The following is a 19,221-nucleotide window of genomic DNA, read 5'->3' as shown; positions in this document are numbered from 1 at the left end:
TGAAGGTTCGACCCTCTATCCGCCCCCTTTTGACAGGGCGCGCCGGGGCCTTGAATTCATCCCTCCGCAGCCGGCTTTAAGCCGGCTGCGCTAGATCACGTCAGCGCCGCCCTCCCCGCCCGACGATCTGCGTCGGGTTGACGAAGCGCAGTGCGATCACGAGCCAGATCAACGTCGTGACCATGTAGACCACCGCCATCGCGTCGATCGATTGCACGGCGCGCACGCCGGCCGCGAAGACGGCGTAGTAGAGCGCCACCACCAGGGTCTGGCTGGTCGGCCCCGCGGTGAGGAAGGTCAATTCGAACATCGCGATGGTGCGCACCAGCACGAGCAGGAGCGAGGCGAGAATGCCCGGCATCAGCAAGGGCAGGAGCACATGCACGAAGAGCTTGAAGGTGTTGGCGCCGAAGACGCGCGCCGCCGCCTCGATCTTGGTGTCGATCTGCTCGATGAAGGGGATCATCACCAGGATGACGAAGGGCACGGTCGGCACCAGATTGGCGAGCACGACGCCCGACATCTGCCCGGCGAGGCCGAGCCGGTAGAGCACCGTCGCCAGCGGAATGCCGAAAGTGATCGGCGGCACCAGGAGCGGCAGCAGGAACAGCAGCATGACGAGCCGCTTTCCGGGGAATTCGCGCCGCGCCAGCGCATAGGCAGCGGGCACGCCGATCAATCCCGACAGGAGGACCACCAGGAACACGATCTGGAAGGTGACGCTCAGCACCTCGTCGAGCTGGAATTCAGCCCAGGCGGCCGAGTACCAGCGTATGGTCCAGCCGGCCGGGAACCAGGTGCCGAGCCAGCGCGTGGCGAAGGAGCTCGTCACCACGGTGGCGATCATCGCCAGCAGGTTGAGCAGGAAGAAGCCGATGACAGCCCAGTTGGCGGCGGCCCAGAGCTTCGTCGAGAGGCGGGTATCTGCAACCATGATCGTCAGCCCTTCCCGCCGCCGGCCGGGCCGCGATAAAGCAGGCCACGTGCGCTCAGGACCAGAACGACGATCCCGAGCTGAACCACGCCCATGATCATCGCCACCGCCGAGGCCATCGAATAATCATACTCCTCGAAGGCGGCCTGATAGGCCGCAATCGAGATCACCCGCGTCGGCCCCGCCGGCGCGCCCAGCAGCACGGCCGAGGGAAACACCGAGAAGGCCTGCACGAAGCTGAGGCAGAAGGTGATCGCCAGCCCCGGCAGCAGCAGCGGGAACATGATCGTCTTGAAGCGCTGCCAGGGGCCCGCCCCCAGCGTCGCCGCCGCTCGCTCCAGCGCCGGATCGATGCCCGAGAGATAGGACAGCGTCAGCAGGAAGGTGAAGGGGAAGCCGGTGATCACCAGCGAGATCACGACGCCCCAGTAATTGTGCAGGAGCTTGATCGGGGTCGAGATCAGGCCGAGAGTCAGCAGGGTCCGGTTGAACCAGCCCTGTGGGCCGAGATAGTTCAGCAGCCCCTGCGCGACCAGCACGGTGCCGAGCGTGATCGGGATCACCAATAGCGTCGTCAGCAGGCGCTGATGCTGCAGCAGCCTGACGCGGAAGGCGATCGGAACCGCAAAAAGCAAGGTCAGGAACGTCACCGGCAGAGCGAGCCAGAGCGTCGTCGCAATCGTGCCGTACAGGAACGAGTCGGAGAAGAACTTGATGTAGTTCGCCAGCGCGCCGCCGCTCTTGGGATTGAAGGACAACACCAACCCGTAAAGGAACGGGTAGACGAACAGCGCCAGCAGGAACAGCACCGCCGGCAGGACCAGCAGGGTCAAACCATCGACGCCGCGAGCCGCAAGCCGCTGCTTCAGCGGGATCGTGTCGGGAACAGCGCTCATGCCGCCCCCCCGCCGAAGACGAGCACGCGCTCGGGATCGGCTCCCAGCGTGACATTCGTGCCGGGTTCCAGCTTGGTGTGAGCCAGGAAGGACAGGTCGGTGCCGTCCTCCATGCGCGCGAAGCCGACGAATTCGCGGCCGCGGAATTCGGTCGAGATGATCGTCGCCTTGAGCCCGCCTTCGGTGCTCGGATTCAGGTCTTCCGGCCGGATCGCGACATGGCAGGCCGCACCCGCAGTGACGGCGCCGCGCACGCGCCCGGTCACGCTGGCAGAGCCGACCGCGACTTGCGCGACGCCGCCATCGACGGAGGTGACGCGCCCGGCCACGACGTTGCGGAAACCCATGAACTCGGCGACGTCGAGATGATCGGGCCGCGAGAACAGATCCTCCGGCACCCCGACCTGGCGGACCTCGCCGTCGCGCATCACCACGATGCGATCGGCGAGCGACAGGGCCTCCTCCTGGTCATGCGTGACGTAGATCGTGGTCGCGCCCAGCGTGTTGTGGATGCGGCGGATTTCGGCACGCATCTCGAGGCGCAGCTTGGCGTCGAGATTGGACAAGGGCTCGTCCATCAGCACCAGCGGCGGCTCGACCACGATGGCGCGGGCGATCGCAACGCGCTGCTGCTGGCCGCCTGAAAGCTGGCCGGGGAGCTTGTCGACCTGGCTTTGCAGGCGCACCAGCGCAGCCGCCTCGTCGACGCGCTTGTCGATCTCGGCCTTGGGCAGGCCGCGCATCTTGAGCCCGAAGCCGATATTGCGGCGGACATTCATATGCGGAAACAGCGCGTAGTTCTGGAACACCATGCCGAAGCCGCGCTCTTCGGGCCGCAGCGGGTCGATGCGCTTGTCGTCGAGCCAGATGCCGCCGCCCGTGGCGGGCAGGAGGCCGGCGATCAGGTTCAGCGTCGTCGACTTGCCGCAGCCCGACGGGCCGAGAAGCGCGATGAACTCGCCCTTCTTGATCGTCAGGGAGACGTCCTTCAGCGCGTTGTGCGTGCCGAAATCGCGACTGAGTCGATCGAGCCTGAGCTCGTGGAAATTCGCTGCGTGTATTGTCATGGAAGCCACGGGATTGAGGGCAGGCGCAGGCCGCCTGGAGCAGGCGGGAGCGAAGCGTTGAACAAGGGCCAAGCGTTGAACAAGGGCAAGGCGTCGACCAAGAGAATGGGGCCGAGCGAAAACACGGGCAAGATCATGCGCTGAGAGGCGAGACGGCAAGCGCTGCTGGGAGAGCGCACTCGAGGCGAGATGCGTCCGCGCTGGTCCTGTCCCGTGCCATGGCCTCTTCCCCGACAATGTCCACCGCTGTGTTGTTTCCTTCGGAGATCGCGCCGGGTCTCCCCTTTGCAACTCCGTGACGCCTTCCGCCCGAGGACGGTTGACGCTCTGATCGCGGCATTGGTATGCTAGTATACTAGCGAGTGAGAATGCAATGACCTTCTCCACGGCGGGACAAAGCGCCGATCAGATTTACCGTGCGCTTCGGGCCAATATCCTCGACGCCGCGATCTTGCCGGGCAAGGCGATGTCGGAGGCGCGCATGGCGGCGCAGTTCGGGGTCAGCCGCACGCCGGTGCGAGAAGCCTTCAAGCGATTGGTCGATGAGGGCTTCCTCCTCGTGCGGCCGCAAGCCGGCACCTTCGTCGCGCCGATCGACCTTGCAGCCGTCCATGACAGCCAGTTCGTGCGCGAAACGCTGGAATGCCGCACCGTCGTCCTGGCGGCCGAGCGCATCGACGCCGCCGGCAAGGCGCGGCTCGACGCTCTCGTCGCGCAGCAGGGCCAGGCCATGGCGGCAGGCGACCGCAAGAGCTTCTTTCGCCTGGATGAGAGCTTCCATGCCGAATTGTCGCGCCTTGCCGGCTACCCTTCGGTCTGGAGCATGATCGAAGCGGTCAAGGCGCAGCTCGACCGGGTGCGCTGCCTCTCGCTGGAGACGCCGTCCTGGTCGGACATGATCCTCAGGGAACACCAGGAGATCGCCGCTTGCGTCGGCCGCGGCGATGCGAGCGGCGCGGAAGCTGCGATGCGCGCCCATCTGCGCACCGTTTTCGACGCGATCGAGGCGATCGCACAAGCGCATGTCGACGCCTTCGACAAGAGCAGACTCGGCCCGCCACGGGACTGAGACGAGACATTGCAAGACACTGGCAGCGCAGCAAGCGCCCGCAGGGAGAGACGTTATGGAAGAAACTTGGCGCTGGTTCGGCCCGAAGGACGCGGTCGGGCTGTCGCAGATCAGGCAGACGGGCGCGCGCGGGATCGTCACCTCCCTGCACGACATCCCCTATGGCGAGGTCTGGAGCATTGCCGCGATCGAGGAGCGCAAGGCGCTGATCGCCGCCGACCCGTCGCTCGGCCTGCGCTGGAGCGTGGTCGAGAGCCTGCCAATCCATGAGCGGATCAAGCTGAACGAAGGCGACCTCGCCCCGCTCTTCGAGAATTATCGCGCCTCGATGCGCAACCTCGCGGCCTGCGGCGTCAAGACGATCTGCTACAACTTCATGCCGGTGCTGGACTGGACGCGCACCGAGCTCGCCCATCCCCTGCCCGGCGGCGGCCGCGCCTTGCGCTTCGGCATCATCGAATTCGCCGCCTTCGACTGCTACATGCTGGAGCGGCCGGGCGCGGAAGCCGAATTCACCCCCGCCACTCTGGAAGCCGCGCGGCACTGGGCCAAGACCGCCTCCGAAAGCACCAAGGCGCAGCTGCTGGCGACGATCATGGCCGGGCTACCCGGCGCCTTCGATCGCTACGACATTCCCGGCCTCCGGCGCATGCTGGACCGCTATCGCGGCATCACGCCGGCGATCCTGCGCGAGAACCTGGCGCGCTTCCTGCGCGAGATCATCCCGACCTCCGAAGAGCTCGGCATGCGCTTCGCCATCCATCCCGACGATCCGCCGCGCTCGCTGATGGGCCTGCCGCGCATCGTCTCGGGCGGCGACGACATCGCCTTCGTGCTCGGCGCAGTGGACAGCATCGCCAACGGGCTGACCCTGTGCTCGGGCTCGCTCGGCGCCGGCCCGCACAACGACGTACCCGCCATCGCCAAGCGCTTCGCCAGCCGCATCCATTTCGCCCATCTGCGCAATGTCGCCAAGGAGCCGGACGGCTCCTTCATGGAAGCCGACCATCTCGACGGCGACACCGACATGGTCGCGCTGGTCTCGGTGCTGCTGGAGGAGCAGGAACGCCGCCGCCTCGCGGGCGACGAAAACTGGCGTATCCCGATGCGGCCCGACCATGGCCATGAATTGCTCGACGACATCGGCAGGCCGACTCATCCCGGCTACCCGATCATCGGCAGGCTGAAAGGTCTGGCGGAGTTGCGCGGCGTGATGCGGGCCGTATCCTCGCCCAAGGGCTGGCCGCTGTCCTGAGCTTGGAGCGGCCTTGTCACGGCCCTTTCAGGAGCGCCTCGGTGGCGCGGCGGAGCAACGGCGCCGCCGCGCCCTGGATCTCGTGATCCTGACTCGCGCGCACGCTGGTCAGTTGCGGCACGGCGAGCCCTTCCATCGCGCCCTCGGCCCGGAACAGCGCATCGAAATGTGCCCAGAGCCGGGCATTGGCGACCAGCGGGCCGCTGACGATGATGCGCTGAGGAAAGAGCAGGCGGCAGGCATTGGCCAGCGCCCGCGCCAGGATGCGCGCGGCCGCGTCGATCTCGGGCACGTTCAACGGGTCACGGCTGGAGAACTGCTCGCCAAGGTCAGCCTCATCCTCGTCAAGCTCGGGCCAATGGCTGCGCAGGATCGGCAGCAGCGCCCACAGCGCCGCGCCGGTCTCCAGGCAAGCCGTATTGCCGCAACCGCAGCGCCGCTCGCCGAGCACCGAGAAACGCCAATGGCCGATCTCGCCGAACGGGCCGCCGGCCGGCGCCAGGGGCTCGCCATCGACCGCATGGGCGAGGCCGATGCCCCAGCCCCAATGCAGCAGCAGCGTACCGCCCGAGAAGCGCCCGGGATCGCGCGCGACGCGGGCCCGCAATTCCGCGTCGAGATTGCGGCAGATCTCGACCGGGCCGGCGACGGGATCGAGCAGGGCCTGGATGTCGAGATTGCGCATACGCGGCCAGCGCGACGCCATCAGCCAGCGCTTCTCCCGCAGATCGAGCAGGCCCGATAGCGAAACCACCGTGCCGGCATGGGCCATGCCGAGCGGCGTCGCCTCCTTCAGCTCAGCCGCCAGGCCGCACATCGCGCGCGACATCGCCTCATTATCGGCCTCGGGCGAGATCGCGACCCCGCGCTCGGCGATGATCTGGCCGTTGAGGTCGACCAAGGCACCCATCAACGACTGGCTGACGACATGGATCACGCTGCCGCCGATGCGCCGCGCATTGGCGATCAGCACGCCCGCCGGCCGGCCTCGCCCCGCTGTTTCCCCAATGCTTTCGACCACGAGGCGGCGCGCCGCCAGATCGGCGACGACACGCGAGACGGTGGTGGAGCGCAAACCCGAAAGCCGCCCGGCCTCGGCGCGCGACTGGGCCAGCCCCGTTGCGACCAGCCCGTAGATTCGGGCGCGGTCGCGCTCATGGGCATTGGAGAAGACGCTCTCGTCGAGGCTCGCAAGCGCCATCACACTTCCTTTTAGAACCATATCGTTCAAAAATATCGGTTGCCTTTATCGCGCGCTTTTCTAAACTCGAACGACAGGTTTTCAAACAAAAACAAGCACAAACGGTTCAAAAATACCATGCTCGATATCCGCATCGTTCCCGACAAGGCGACCCTTGGCGCCCAGGCTGCCGCGCTCGGCGCGGATGCGATCCGCGAGGCGCTGGCGCGCCATGGCGAGGCAACGATCATCGTCGCCACCGGCGCGAGCCAGTTCGAGGTGCTGCAGCATCTCGTTGCGGCCGAGGGCATCGACTGGTCGAAGGTCACGGCATTCCATCTCGACGAATATGTCGGCCTGAGCGAGGCCCATCCGGCGAGCTTCCGGCGCTATCTGCGTGAGCGTTTCGTTGCGCCCCTGGGCGGAGCGGTCACATTCATCCCCGTCGATGGCGAAAACGACCCGCAGGCCGAGACGCAGCGGCTGAACGCGCTGATCGCCGGCCGCCGCATCGATGTCTGCTTCGCCGGCATCGGCGAGAATTGCCACCTCGCCTTCAACGATCCGCCGGCCGATTTCGAGACGACCGAGCCCTATATCGTGGTGACGCTGGACGAAGCCTGCCGCCGCCAGCAATTCGGCGAAGGCTGGTTCGAGAGCTTTGAGGCCGTGCCGCAGCGCGCGATCTCGATGAGCGTGCGGCAGATCATGACGAGCAAGCTGATCGTCCTGTCCGTGCCCGACGAGCGCAAGGCCAAGGCGACCCGCGACGCCGTCGAAGGCCCGGTAAGCCCGCTGCACCCGGCCTCGATCCTGCAGACCCACCCCAACACCGTGCTGTTCCTCGACCCGCCGGCGGCGTCGCTGCTGGCCAAGGCCTGAGGCGGCGCGATGCGGATCTCGGCCGGTCTCGTCGATCTCCAGGTCAACGGCTTCGCCGGCGTCGACTTCAACTCCGGCGCGATCACCGCCGCCGAATTGGACCAGGCGCTGGAAGCGATGCTCGCAACCGGCGTCACGACCTGCCTGCCGACGATCATCACCGCCCATCCCGATGAATTGGAAGCGCGCTTCAAGGCGCTCGACGCCGCAATCGCCGCCAGCCGGCTGGGGCCGGCGATGTGCCCCGGCTACCATCTCGAAGGCCCCTTCCTGAATCCCGCCGCCGGCTATGCCGGCTGCCACCCGCCCGATGCGATGACGGCAGCCGATTCCGGACTCGTCGAGCGCCTGCAGAAGGGGCTCAAGCGGCCGATCCTGATGGTGACGGTCGCGCCGGAAATCGCGGGCGCCGCAGCGCTGATTCAGGCCATGGCCCGGCAAGGACGCATCGTCGCGCTCGGCCACACCGCCGCCGATTTCGATCAGGTCGCGGCGGCGGCCGAAGCCGGCGCGACGCTCTCGACCCATCTCGGAAACGGCATGCCGCAGACCGCCCACAAGCTCGCCAACCCGATCTTCGCCCAGCTCGCCGAGGACCGGATGTGGGCGAGCTTCATCGCCGACGGCATCCACATCCATCCCAAGGCCCTGCAATCGCTGATCCGGGCCAAGGGATTTGCGCGCTCGATCCTCGTTACCGACGCGGTGGTCGGCGCGGCAGCCAAACCGGGCCGCTACGATTTCGCCGGCATGAGCGTCGAGCGCCTCGCCGACGGCTCGGTCCGGCAGACTGGCACCGCCCTGCTCGCGGGCTCGGCGCTGTGCCTCGATGCGGCAATCCGCAACGTCGTCGCCTGGGGGCTCGCAATCCCGGATGAAGCGATCGCGATGGCCTCGCGCCACCCGCTCGCCGTGCTTGCGCCGGCCTTGGCCGCTCACGGCATCGCGCTCGCGGACAGCGAGGTCGAATGGTCCGACGATCTCAAGGTCCGGCGCGTGCGGATCGACAGAATCGAACGCCGTTTCGGCACGATCGAGACGGTGCATTAGAGCGTTTTCGAGCGAAGTGGATACCGGTTCGCGTGAAGAAAACGCGTTGGAACTAGCCAGTCACAACAACAGGGGAGAGACCGGATGAAACAGGATCTTACGAGCATCAATCGCCGCACCGTGCTGGGCGGCCTGGGCGCAATCGCAGCGGGTGCGCCGGGCGCTTTCGCGGCGTCGCCGGCGCTGCCGAGCGCGCCGGTCACGATCAGCATCATCGATGTCGGCGGTGCGCTCGCCCTGATGCAGAAAGCCTTCGAGGATTACCGCACGGCCAACCCCAAGCTGGTCTCGCGCATCGCCTTCGTGAAGGCGCCCGCACCTGAGCTCGCCAGCAAGATCAAGGCGCAGCAGGATGCCGGCCGCGCCGACCTTGACCTCGTCCTCACCGGCAGCGACGGCCTGGCGGCCGGGCTCGACCAGAAGCTCTGGCTGAAAATCCTGCCCGATTTCGCCGACAAGTTCCCAAAGATCGAAGAGAACTACGAGCCGGCGGCGCTCAACCTGCACAAGGTCCAGGGCGACGGCTTCGGCGTCGTGGTCAATTACTACCCGTCAGGCCCGCTGCTCGAATACGCCCCCGAGCGGGTGAAGGCCGTGCCGACGACGGCCGAAGAGCTGCTCGCCTGGGCCAAGGCCAATCCGGGCCGCTTCATGTATGCCCGCCCGACCAATTCGGGACCGGGCCGCACCTTCATGATGGGCCTGCCCTATATCCTCGGCGACAAGGACCCGCAGGACCCGGTCGGCGGCTGGGACAAGACCTGGGCCTATCTCCAGGAACTCGGCCAATACGTCGAATACTACCCGACCGGCACCGGCGCGACGATGAAGGAGTTCGGCGACGGCTCGCGTGATATCATCATCTCGACCACCGGCTGGGACATCAATCCGCGCGCGCTCGGCATCGTCCCGAAAGAGGCGAAGATCCAGACGCTGAAAGGCTTCCACTGGGTCTCGGACGCCTTCTTCATGTGCGTGCCCAAGGGCGTCCCCAACGACCGCCTCGCCGTGGTGCTCGACATGATGGCCTATGTGCTCACGCCCAAGGCGCAGGCCTATGCCTATGACGAGGGCTATCTCTATCCGGGCCCGGCGGTGAAGAACGTGCCGCTCTCGCTCGCCCCGGAAAGCAGCCAGAAGGTCATCGCCGAATTCGGCCGGCCGGAATATGCCGACCTCATCGCCAATAATCCGATCGAGCTGCCGCTGAAGCCCGAGAAGATGGTCGTGGCCTTCCGCAAATGGGACGAGCTGGTCGGCGCGAAACGCGCACGATAGAGCTTTCCGTCTTCACTCAAACCCTCGCCGCCATCCCGGGCAATCGGGCTGGCGGCGTGGGTGCGAGCGTAAACAGCCGCCCCGTCAGGCCGCGGCCAGCGGCATGACATCGCTCTGGTCGAAGCCGACCGCCACGCTCTGGCCGGGCCTCAGCGCGGCGATCTCGTCGCTGCCCTCGGCCAGCGCCATGATCTCGCGCCCACCGGCATCAAGCAGGATGCGGTAGCCCCGGCCGATGAAGATCACCGACATGATCTCGGCCTGGATCGTCCGGTCGCAGACCCTCGCCTGCTCGCCGAGGCGCGTCTTCTCCGGCCTCACCGCGACCTCGCCCGTCTCCATCGCGATGAAATTGCACTCGCCGAGGAAGCTTGCGACGAAACGGTTCGCCGGCTTCGCATAAAGCTCCTGCGGGCTCGCCGTCTGCACGATGCGGCCCTTGTCCATCAGCGCGATCCTGTCGGAAAGGAAGAGCGCCTCCTCCTGATCATGCGTGACATAGACGACAGTCGCGCCGACCGCCGCATGCAGCCGCTTGAGTTCGAGCTGGATCGACTGGCGCAGATTCTTGTCGAGCGCGCCGAGCGGCTCGTCCATCAGCAGGATGTCGGGGCGGATGACGAGCGCGCGCGCCAGCGCGACACGCTGCTGCTGCCCGCCCGAAAGCTGGCGCGGCTGCCGTTCGGCCAGCCCCGTGAGATCGACCAGCGCCAGCGCCTCCTCGACGCGGGCCTCGACCTCCCGCTTCGCGAGGCGCCGCATCTCCAGGCCGAAGGCGACGTTGCGGCGCACGCTCATATGCGGGAACAGCGCGTAATTTTGGAAGACCATGCCGATATTGCGCTTCGACACCGGCACGGGGCCGATATCGTCGCCGCCGACCAGGATCGCGCCGGCATCATAGCTCTCGAAGCCGGCGATGGTCTTGAGCAGGGTCGTCTTGCCCGAGCCGGATGCGCCGAGCAGCGTGCAGAACTCGCCGGCCGCGATCTCCAGCGAGACGCCGTCCAGCGCTTTGGTGCGGCCGTAATGCTTGTCGAGCCTGCGGATCGAGACGGCCTTGCCGAGAGCGGGAATGGTCATGTCATGTGCGCTTCGAGACGAGGAGGTTGGCGCCGAGGACCAGGATCGTGACCAGGACGATGAGGCAGGAGGCGGCGATGATGGTCGGGTCGATCTCGTGCGCGACGCCCTCATACATCAGCTTCGGCAAGGTCCGGCTGCGGATATTGGTCAGGAACAGCGCGATCACGACATCGTCGAAGGAGGTGATGAAGGCGAAGATGGCGCCGGCCGCGATGCCAGGCGCGATGCCCGGCAGCATGACGCGGCGAAACATCGTCGGCCATGAGGCGCCCAGGCCCAGCGCGGCGAGTTCGAGGTTGCCGTCGAAGGATTTCAATGCCGCCCGCACGGTGATGAAGACATAGGGCGTCGCCAGCACGACATGGCCGAGCGTCACGCCCCAGATCGAGCCGACGAGGCCGGTCGGCGCGAGCAGGTAATAGAGCCCGACCGCCAGGATGATCACCGGCACGATCATCGGCAGGATGAACAGCGTCTCGACCAAGGCGCGCCAGCGCGGCCGCATCCGCGAGACCCCGAGCGCGGCGAGCGTACCGAGCCCGACCGAGATCACCACCACCAGCGCCGCGATCTGCAGCGAGCGCGTCAGCGCCGCCATCCATTTGCTGGTGGTGAAGAAGTTCTCGTACCAGACCAGGCTGTAGCTGTCGGGCGGGAAGCTCAGGAAGGGCGAGGAGCCCAGGCTCATCGGGAAGACGATGACGATCGGCGCGATCAGGAAGGCTGCGACCAGCACCGCCGCCGCGACCGTCGCCCAGCCGCCCCATGAACGCCCGCGCGAGGTCACGGTGAAGGGCTCGCCCGCCTTGCCGCCGCCGCCCTCGATCAGGCGATCGAGGCCGAAGCGGCGCTGGAACAGCCCCAGCAGCGAGACCGTCGCAACCAGCAGGACGCTCGCCAGCGCCGCGGCGAAAGGCCAGTCGAGTTCCTTGTTGATGTTGGAGGCGATCATCTGGGCGATCATCGTCTGCCCCGGCCCGCCCATCAGCGCCGGCGTCAGATAGAAACCGATCGCGTTCATGAAGACGATCATCGCGCCCGCAACCACGCCCGGCGCCGTCAGCGGCAGGATGATGCGGCTGAAGATGGTGAGCGGCCCGGCGCCCAGGCCCTCGGCCGCCTGGACCGTCGAGAGTTCGAGGCTGCGGAAGGCGGCATAGAGCGGCAGCACGACGAAGGGCATCAGCACATGCGTCATGCCGATCAGCACGCCCGAGAGATTATAGACGAAGGCGATCGGCGACGCGGTCAAACCGCCCGCCATCAGGAGCTGGTTCACCACGCCATTGCTCTGCAGCAGGATGATCCAAGCGGTGGTACGCACCAGCGCGCTCGTCCAGAACGGCAACAGGACGAGGATCAAGAGCAGGTTGCGCGTGCGCGGCCCGACCGTCGCCATGACATAGGCAAGCGGGTAGCTCGCCAGAACGGAGAGCCCGGTGACCAGGCCCGCAATGCCGAAGGTCGTGCCCAGCACCGAGCGATAGACCGGCACGTCGATCAAGCGCTGGAATTGCGCGAGCGTGAAGGCGCCCTCGCCGAAGGCGAGCCGCAGCAGGGACAGGACCGGCGCGGCAAACAGAACGGCGAGCACGAGCGCGAAGGGCGCGAGGCCGAGCCAGACCGGGAAACCCCGCCCGACCGCGCTGCGTCCGCGCCCTTCGCTGGTGGCGATCACGGTCACGCGGCCAGCCTCACGACACGAACAAGCGGCGCGGGAAGTTCGTCAGTCGCTCGCAGCCATGATCCGTCACGGCGATGGTCTCGGACATGCCGAACCCCTTCGCCAGCACATAGGTGTGGAAGGTCATGCCCGGCACGAAGGACCAGCTCGCCTTGGGCTCGGCTTCCAGCGGCTCCCCGCCATTGGGCTGCAGCATCAGCCCGACCGAGTAGAAGGTCTTGTTGGTGTAGGTCTCGCGCAGGCCGGCCGCGAGCACGCCCTCGCGATAGATCGCATCCGGCACGGTCGCCGCCACGCCCGGTCTCACCGCAGCGATCGCCGCGTCCTGGATGGCGATCAACTGCTCGACGATGGCGTGCTCGGCATCGGTCGCCTCCGCCACCTTGATCGGCCGCATGAAGCGGGCGTGGTAGTGCCGGACATTGGGTGTCGTCTCCAACTGGACGATATCACCCCGCTCGAGCACGCGATCGGAATAGCCGCCATGCAGGTGATAGGCGCGCTCGCCCGAGGAGAGCACGCCCGGCCCCGGCAGGTCGCTGCCGGCGCGGATCATCGCGGCGCAGATCTCGGCCGCCATCTCACGCTCGGTCGCCCCGGCCTTGGCCGAGGCGATGCCGGCCGCCATGCCGGCTTCCGCAGCTTTGCCGGCGGAGCGCTGATAGGCGATCTCGGCGCGCGATTTGATGAAGCGCATTTCGGTGGCGAAGCGCGAGGCGTCGCTCCATTGCGCCTCCGGCAAGGCCGCGCGCAAGGCGTCATAACGCGACACGCTCAGCGGCCAGGCCTGCATCTCGACGGCGAGCCGCGCCTTGACGCCGACGGCTTCGCCGATAGCGCGGGCCGCAACCGCATGGCGATCGTCGGAATCGGTCCACATCACCCGCTTGGGGAAGACGCAGGTCGCGTCGAGGTAATATTCCTCGACATCGCGGCAGAACAGCACCGGCTCGCCATCGGCCGGGATGATCGCGAACTGGAAGCTCGTATAGCCGCGCGTGAAGAAGCCGGTGAGATAGGTCACCGTCTCCGGCAGGAAGGCGATGAACGCATCCTGCCCTGTGCGCACGAGCTCGGCCCGGATCTTGTCGACCCGCGCGAGATAATCCTCGCGCGGGAACCAGTAGCTGGGGGTCGCCATCGTCATTCCTTGAGCATCGCCTTGTAGGCTTCCGTCACCTTCGCGCCATTCTCGGCCCACCATTCGATGTCGAGGAAAAGCGCATTCTTGAGGCGTTCGGGGGTGGAAGGCAGGTTGGCGGCGCGGGCTGCGTCGATCGAAGCCCAGGCCTGCTCGGTCACCGGGCCATAGGCGACGTATTCGCTCAGCCGGGCGTTGTTCTCGGGCTTGACCATGTAGTTCAGGAAGGCGACGGCCTCGGCCTTGTTGGGCGCGCCCTTGGGGATCATGAAGAAGCCGACCTGCGGGATCTGCTGGTCCCAGGCCATCGCGATCGGCAGCTTCGAGTCGATACCGGCCTGGAAGCGGCCATTCCAGCCGAGCGCCATGACGACGTCGCCGGAGCCCAGCGCCTGGACGGGCTGCGCCCCGCTCGACCACCAGACCGCGACCTGCGGCTTCACGGCGCGGACCTTGTCGAGCGCACGCTTGAGGCCGGCTTCGCTCGAAAGCGTCTGGTAGACATCGGCCATCGGCACGCCATCGGCGAGCAGTGCCGCCTCGACCACCGTCTCCGGCGCATCGGGCAGCGTGCGCTTGCCCGGGAACTTCGCGGTGTCCCAGAAGTCGGCGAAGCTCTTGGGCTGCGCGCCCGTGGCCGGGAAGGCCTTGGTCGAATAGCCGATCAGGGTCGAGAAGATCTCGGAGGGAATGGCGTAGTCATTGCGCGCGCCGGGCAGGACATGGTCGGTCTTGACCATGTCGGGTGTGATCTTCTCGAACAGGCCGAGCTTGACGCCGCGCATCAGCCCGCCGCCGCCGCCCGTCACCACGTCCCAGGTCACCGATTTGGTGTCGACCATCGCCTTGATCTTGGCGGTATCGGGACCGGTGTCCTCCTCGACCTTGATGCCGCTCTCCTTCGAGAACGGGGTGATCCAGGCCTTGCGGATCGCCTCCTGATAGGCCCCGCCCCATGAGGCGAAGGTCATCTCCTTGGCGGATGCCGCGACCGGAGCGAGCAAGGCCGCCACGGCCGCTGCGATGAGCAGCTTCTTCATCACGCTTCTCCTCATATTGGACGCGGGCTACGCGACCGTGGCGCCGCACAGGGCGGCGAATTTGCTGAGCATGGTCTTGGCGGGCAGCGCCTCGTCGGCGCTCGCCTTGAGCTCGTCGATATCGGCACCGTCGCGCTCCATCGTGACCCGGTTCTGTTCGAACCAGACCCGCGCCTGCGCCTGCGTCACCTCGGGATGGCCCTGGATGCCCCAGACTTTCCTGTCGCGATAACGCCAGATCTGGTTGGGGCAGAGATCGCTGGAAGCCAGGATCGTCATGTCCGGGTGGTCGGCGCGCACCTCGTCATTGTGCCAGACGAACATGTAGACGCGCTCGCCGATCTCATCGGCGATCAGGTCCGTCCGGGCCGCCGGCGCGACATCGAGCCATTTATTGCCGACCTCGCAGAAGGAGCGGCGAAAAACCTGGTCGCGCCCGCACAGCGCCGAGCCCAGGATCTGGCTGCCAAAACAGACGCCGAGCATCGGGATGTCGAGGCTCTCGGCCTCGCGGATCAATTCATGCTCGCGGTGGATGAAGGGCACGTCCTCATAGGCGCCATGCGGGCTGCCGGAGAGAAAGATGCCGGCATAGCCGTCGAGCCGCTCGGGGAAGTCGCCGTCATAGGCCCAGCGCACATCGACATCGAGGCCCCAGGAGGCAAAGCGCTCGGGCAGTTGCGCGACCGAGTCCCGGTTGGGCCCATTCTGCAGGAAGAGCAATCGTCCGCTCATCTCGTCGTCCCTTCTCGGCTTGCGCGCCGTGACCTGATGCTAAGCCGCTTCACCGCGCATCCCTCGCCAGCGTTCCCGCCAGCAGGTCGAGGATGCCCTGGCGGGCATTGTCGATATGGCTTTGCATGGCCCGCGCGGCGGCCTCCGCATCGCCAGCCTCGATCGCGGCCAGAATGGCGAGATGCTCGCCCTTGCCCGGATCGAAGCGGCGCGGAATCCGGGCGAGGCCGAACATCCGGGTCCGCTCGCGCAAATCCTTGACCATGCGCGCCATCAGCCCGTTGCCGCCGGCCTCGGCGATGGAGAGATGCACCAGATCGTCCACCGACCAGTGCTTGTCATGCGAGACGGCAGCCGCGCTGACCATGCCCTCGACGGCGGCGCGGATCTCGGCGATGCGCGCCGGCGCGAGCCGGCCGGTCGCCAGCCGCGCCGTCTCGCCTTCGAGGACGCGACGGGTCGCCAGGATTTCCATGACGTCCTCGATCGAGACCGAATGAACGGTGAGGATCCGTCGGTCGCGGCGCAGATAGCCCTCGCCCGCCAGTCGGCCGAGCGCCTCGCGAACCGGCGTCCGCGACAGGCCGAGCTTCTCGGCCAGGCGGCGATCCTGGACGACCGCGCCGCCGGGCAATTCCCCGGCGAGGATCATCTGCCGGATCTGCTGCTTGGCGCGCTCGGCGAGCGACTCGTCGCTGTCGTCGGCAAGGCTTGCGGTGAGGCTTGATGACGTGGTCAAAGGCGTTGGCTCCTTGTGGGATATTTTTGGTATACCAATGGGACACGTCAAGAGATTATTGGCGCGCAAGCGCTCAATCCGTGAGCGGGCTCAGCAAAAATTTGAGGCAGGAGATGCGAGCGCAGGCCCGCAGGACCGGCGTCGGGAATGAGCGACGCATGAGGTGACAGAGGTCACGCCCGTCAGAAACGGAACAGGAAGCGTCGCGATTTCAATATGATATAGTTGGAAATCAAACGCGCGGTCATCCTGGGCGGAGCGCGATTGTTTCAGGCTCCTCAGAGCCTGGCCCGAAATGAAGCCAATGATTTTAGAGGCTCTGTCCAGACCACCTACGCGCCGTCATTCCGGGCGTAGCGAAGCGGAGCCCCGGAATCCATCGTAGAGTACGTCGCCCTTCGATGGATTCCGGATCAGCGCCGCTTGCGCGGCTTGTCCGGAATGACGGCGCGGGGATGGCAAGCGATCGCAATTCCCTGAGATCGCTCGGTTCATTTCAGGCCCGCCCCTCACGTGATGCGGCGCACGCTCTCGGCGATCTCCTCCGGCTCGAAAAGCCGTTTCCAGTCCGGCTTGAGGATCGTGTCCTTGCCGAAGACGATCGCCTTGTTGCAGGCATCGGAGAACACGCCCTGGACCTGCTCGAAGGTCACGGCGGCGAGGATGTTCATATGGCCGAGCAGGAAATCGCGCGCCGCCTCGCGCGGCACGCCGCGCGCGATCGCCTCTTCCATCGCCTCGCGCATCGCATCCAGCAGCGTGGCGCAGACGGTCTCCGACAGGCCCGGCTCCAGGATCGCCATCTGCTCGACCGTGACCCGGTGCGAGCGCATCACCGGCGCCCAGATCGCACGCGCGACCTCCTCGCCGAGCGCATAATGCGCGTCAGGCCCCTGCATCAATGCGTTGACGATATGCTGCTTGGCGGCGATGCCGCCGAAATGGTCCGCCTTCGCCGCCGGATCGGTCTCGTCGTTGAAGATCGGCGGATGGCAGGGATGGGTGACGAAATAGGTGATGTCGGCGCGCTCAGGCAGATGGCCGGCATGCGGGGCGGCGGCATCGAGGATGACGACCATGGTGCCGGGAGCGAGTTTCGGCACGAGGTAATGCGCGACCGCGCCGACAGCGGTATCGGGCACCGCCAGCACCACGACATCGGCGCCGATAATAGCCTCGCCCGCGTCGATGCAGTCCACGCCATAGGCCTGCTTCACGCGCTCGCGGCCGGCCGGACTGACCTCGACATGGCGTGTCTGGAAGCGCGACCCGGCCAGGTTGCGCCCAAGCCGCATCCCCATCTTTCCGCCAGCGCCGAACAATGCAACGACCGTCATGCTTCTCTCCCGATAGCCGCCTGCTTGAGCAGGCTGTTTGATATGCAAGCTGATTGGTATGATTGAATCCGCCGCGTCGTGAGAGACGGCCTCCCGGGATCAAAGCCGCTGCGCCCGCCCCTGGCAAGCCATGGAGCGCCGGACACCGGCGGCTAGCGCTCGATCCGCGTCGAGAGGATGATCGAGGACATCGTCCGCTCGACGCCTTCAAGTCCACCGATCCGGTCGATGAGCTGGTCGAGCTCGCCGATCGAGGGCGCCACCACGATCGCGATCATGTCGAAATGCCCGCTGACGGAGTGCAGCGTCCGGACCTCCGGAATCCGGCGCAGCTCCGCCTCGACCTTGGGCGCGAGCTTCGGCATCGCCGTGATCAGCACATGCGCCTTGACCAGCCCCTTCTCATGATCGTCGGAGAGGCGCGCGGTATAGCCGGCGATGACGCCGCGCCGCTCCAGCCGCTCGATCCGGCTTTGCACCGTGGTGCGCGACAAGCCGAGCTTGCGGCCGAGCTCGGCGACCGGCGCGCGGGCGTTCTCGGTCAGGAACACGAGCAGGAGGCGGTCAGTCTGATCGATCGTCATCTTGCACAATGCTTACGGCGATATGCCGAAAAATACCATATGAATCGTCGCGTTCGCGGCTTCTATCCGATGAAGCCGCGAGCGACCATCGCTTTCAAGAACAGTGGCTGAGGGCGAAGACGATGCGCGACGTGGTGGTGGTTGGCGCGGGCAAGATCGGGGCGACGATCGCCGATCTGCTCGGTGGAAGCGGCGATTACCGCGTCGTCTTGGCGGATCGTTCCGACGTTCAGCTCGCCGGCATCCGCAAGAGCGCGACCGTCTCGACCCAGACGATCGACATCGCCGATGCCGCGGCCCTGAACCGCCTGCTCGCCGGCCGCTTCGCCGTGCTGAGCGCCGCGCCCTACGATCTGACGACGCGGATCGCAGAGGCCGCCGCCCCGCTCGGCGTGCATTATCTCGACCTGACCGAGGATGTCGCGAGCACGAAGCGCGTCAAGGAACTGGCTGTCGACGCCAAGGCCGCGCTGATCCCGCAATGCGGTCTCGCGCCCGGTTTCATCTCGATCGTGGCCGCCGATCTGGCACACGATTTCGACACGCTGGACTCGCTCAAGCTCCGGGTCGGCGCTCTGCCGCAATATCCCTCCAACGCACTCGGCTACAACCTGACCTGGAGCACGGACGGGATCATCAACGAATATTGCGAGCCCTGCGAGGCGATCGCCAATGGCGAGCATGTCCTCGTCCCGGCGCTGGAGGAGCGCGAGGAGTTTTCGCTCGACGGCGTCACCTACGAGGCCTTCAACACCTCGGGCGGTCTCGGCACGCTCTGCGAGACGCTGGCCGGCAAGGTCCGCACGCTGAACTACCGCACCATCCGCTATCCCGGCCATTGCGCGCTCATGAAGGTGCTGCTGCAGGACCTGCGCCTGGCCGATCGTCGCGACGTGCTGAAGGACATCTTCGAGAACGCGCTGCCGAGCACCTTGCAGGACGTCGTCATCGTCTTCGTCACGGTGAGCGGACGCAAAGGCGGCCGCCTCGTGCAGGAGACCTACGCTCACAAGATCTATAGCGGCCTGGTCGACGGCGTGACGCGCAGCGCCATCCAGATCACCACCGCAGCCGGCATCTGCACGGTGCTCGATCTGCTTGCGGACGGAACCCTCCCGCAAAGCGGCTTCGTCCGGCAGGAGGACATCACGCTTCAGGCCTTCCTCGCCAACCGCTTCGGCAAGGTCTACGCCCGCGCGCAAGACCATGGCGACATGCCGGCGAGTGAGACCAGCCGCGCCGCCTGACAAGGCGGCGAGCATAT

The 19,221-nt window shown here is 66.5% G+C and carries 18 protein-coding genes; 6 read left to right on the top strand and 12 right to left on the bottom strand.

The annotated features are described in order from the left end of the window. Window positions 1-100: 100 nt before the first annotated feature. The 3 genes from ACSQ3P_RS15025 to ACSQ3P_RS15015 are packed head-to-tail and all read right to left on the bottom strand — an operon-like array spanning window position 101 to window position 2,897. Window positions 101-934 (bottom strand): ABC transporter permease, encoded by an 834-nt coding sequence (locus tag ACSQ3P_RS15025; protein WP_310146863.1) that lies wholly within the window; start codon window positions 932-934, stop codon window positions 101-103. A 5-nt stretch (window positions 935-939) separates the two neighbouring features. Then, window positions 940-1,830: an ABC transporter permease gene (locus ACSQ3P_RS15020; protein WP_310146861.1), complete on the bottom strand. Its 891-nt coding sequence runs from the start codon at window positions 1,828-1,830 to the stop codon at window positions 940-942. Then, window positions 1,827-2,897, bottom strand: coding sequence for an ABC transporter ATP-binding protein (locus ACSQ3P_RS15015; RefSeq protein WP_436166354.1), 1,071 nt, complete (start codon window positions 2,895-2,897; stop codon window positions 1,827-1,829). Before ACSQ3P_RS15015 ends, ACSQ3P_RS15020 begins: the two co-directional genes overlap by 4 nt. 373 nt (window positions 2,898-3,270) lie before the next feature. On the opposite strand from ACSQ3P_RS15015, the gene ACSQ3P_RS15010 reads away from it, so the two are divergent. Both ACSQ3P_RS15010 and uxuA read left to right on the top strand, forming a co-directional pair. Continuing rightward, window positions 3,271-3,966, top strand: coding sequence for a GntR family transcriptional regulator (locus ACSQ3P_RS15010; RefSeq protein WP_436166353.1), 696 nt, complete (start codon window positions 3,271-3,273; stop codon window positions 3,964-3,966). A gap of 55 nt (window positions 3,967-4,021) precedes the next feature. Then, window positions 4,022-5,221, top strand: a complete 1,200-nt coding sequence (gene uxuA, locus ACSQ3P_RS15005) for a mannonate dehydratase (RefSeq protein WP_436166352.1) — start codon at window positions 4,022-4,024, stop codon at window positions 5,219-5,221. Between the two features lie 16 nt (window positions 5,222-5,237). Here the strand turns inward: uxuA and ACSQ3P_RS15000 are convergent, their stop codons facing one another. After that, window positions 5,238-6,422 carry an ROK family protein gene (locus ACSQ3P_RS15000; protein WP_436166351.1) on the bottom strand — a complete coding sequence of 395 codons (1,185 nt, stop codon included), beginning with the start codon at window positions 6,420-6,422 and terminating at the stop codon, window positions 5,238-5,240. 117 nt (window positions 6,423-6,539) lie between these two features. Here ACSQ3P_RS15000 and ACSQ3P_RS14995 point away from each other — a divergent pair, with 117 nt between their 5' ends. The 3 genes from ACSQ3P_RS14995 to ACSQ3P_RS14985 all read left to right on the top strand — a co-directional run bounded on the left by ACSQ3P_RS14995 (window position 6,540) and on the right by ACSQ3P_RS14985 (window position 9,611). Then, entirely contained in the window at window positions 6,540-7,283 is a 744-nt protein-coding gene (locus ACSQ3P_RS14995) for a glucosamine-6-phosphate deaminase (RefSeq protein ID WP_436166350.1), read from the top strand. 9 nt (window positions 7,284-7,292) lie between these two features. Beyond that, the gene (locus ACSQ3P_RS14990) at window positions 7,293-8,333 is read left to right on the top strand and encodes an N-acetylglucosamine-6-phosphate deacetylase (RefSeq protein WP_436166349.1); all 1,041 of its coding nucleotides are present in this window, start codon (window positions 7,293-7,295) and stop codon (window positions 8,331-8,333) included. Between the two features lie 84 nt (window positions 8,334-8,417). Next, window positions 8,418-9,611: an ABC transporter substrate-binding protein gene (locus ACSQ3P_RS14985; RefSeq protein WP_436166348.1), complete on the top strand. Its 1,194-nt coding sequence runs from the start codon at window positions 8,418-8,420 to the stop codon at window positions 9,609-9,611. Between the two features lie 84 nt (window positions 9,612-9,695). Here the strand turns inward: ACSQ3P_RS14985 and ACSQ3P_RS14980 are convergent, their stop codons facing one another. The 8 genes from ACSQ3P_RS14980 to ACSQ3P_RS14945 all read right to left on the bottom strand — a co-directional run bounded on the left by ACSQ3P_RS14980 (window position 9,696) and on the right by ACSQ3P_RS14945 (window position 17,957). Further along, window positions 9,696-10,694: an ABC transporter ATP-binding protein gene (locus tag ACSQ3P_RS14980; protein ID WP_436166347.1), complete on the bottom strand. Its 999-nt coding sequence runs from the start codon at window positions 10,692-10,694 to the stop codon at window positions 9,696-9,698. A 1-nt stretch (window position 10,695) separates the two neighbouring features. After that, window positions 10,696-12,381 carry an ABC transporter permease subunit gene (locus ACSQ3P_RS14975; RefSeq protein ID WP_436166346.1) on the bottom strand — a complete coding sequence of 562 codons (1,686 nt, stop codon included), beginning with the start codon at window positions 12,379-12,381 and terminating at the stop codon, window positions 10,696-10,698. Window positions 12,382-12,391: 10 nt separating this feature from the next. Further along, entirely contained in the window at window positions 12,392-13,522 is a 1,131-nt protein-coding gene (locus tag ACSQ3P_RS14970) for a M24 family metallopeptidase (protein ID WP_436166345.1), read from the bottom strand. A 2-nt stretch (window positions 13,523-13,524) separates the two neighbouring features. Next, window positions 13,525-14,562 carry an ABC transporter substrate-binding protein gene (locus ACSQ3P_RS14965; RefSeq protein WP_436166344.1) on the bottom strand — a complete coding sequence of 346 codons (1,038 nt, stop codon included), beginning with the start codon at window positions 14,560-14,562 and terminating at the stop codon, window positions 13,525-13,527. Window positions 14,563-14,589: 27 nt separating this feature from the next. Further along, the gene (locus ACSQ3P_RS14960; protein ID WP_436166343.1) at window positions 14,590-15,297 is read right to left on the bottom strand and encodes a type 1 glutamine amidotransferase; all 708 of its coding nucleotides are present in this window, start codon (window positions 15,295-15,297) and stop codon (window positions 14,590-14,592) included. 49 nt (window positions 15,298-15,346) lie between these two features. Further along, window positions 15,347-16,036 (bottom strand): GntR family transcriptional regulator, encoded by a 690-nt coding sequence (locus ACSQ3P_RS14955; RefSeq protein ID WP_436166342.1) that lies wholly within the window; start codon window positions 16,034-16,036, stop codon window positions 15,347-15,349. A gap of 509 nt (window positions 16,037-16,545) precedes the next feature. Further along, a complete protein-coding gene (locus ACSQ3P_RS14950; protein ID WP_436166341.1) occupies window positions 16,546-17,373 on the bottom strand; it encodes a phosphogluconate dehydrogenase C-terminal domain-containing protein in 828 nt (275 codons plus the stop codon). A gap of 152 nt (window positions 17,374-17,525) precedes the next feature. Then, entirely contained in the window at window positions 17,526-17,957 is a 432-nt protein-coding gene (locus ACSQ3P_RS14945; RefSeq protein WP_436166340.1) for an Lrp/AsnC family transcriptional regulator, read from the bottom strand. A gap of 122 nt (window positions 17,958-18,079) precedes the next feature. Between ACSQ3P_RS14945 and ACSQ3P_RS14940 the strand changes: the two genes are divergently transcribed. Further along, window positions 18,080-19,204, top strand: a complete 1,125-nt coding sequence (locus ACSQ3P_RS14940) for a saccharopine dehydrogenase C-terminal domain-containing protein (protein ID WP_436166339.1) — start codon at window positions 18,080-18,082, stop codon at window positions 19,202-19,204. Window positions 19,205-19,221: the final 17 nt, after the last annotated feature.

This window comes from Allobosea sp. LjRoot9, from assembly GCF_964252745.1.
GTDB lineage: Bacteria > Pseudomonadota > Alphaproteobacteria > Rhizobiales > Beijerinckiaceae > Allobosea.
Note: the sequence above shows the minus strand (reverse complement) of the source record. Positions and strands in the feature narration are given on the sequence as shown.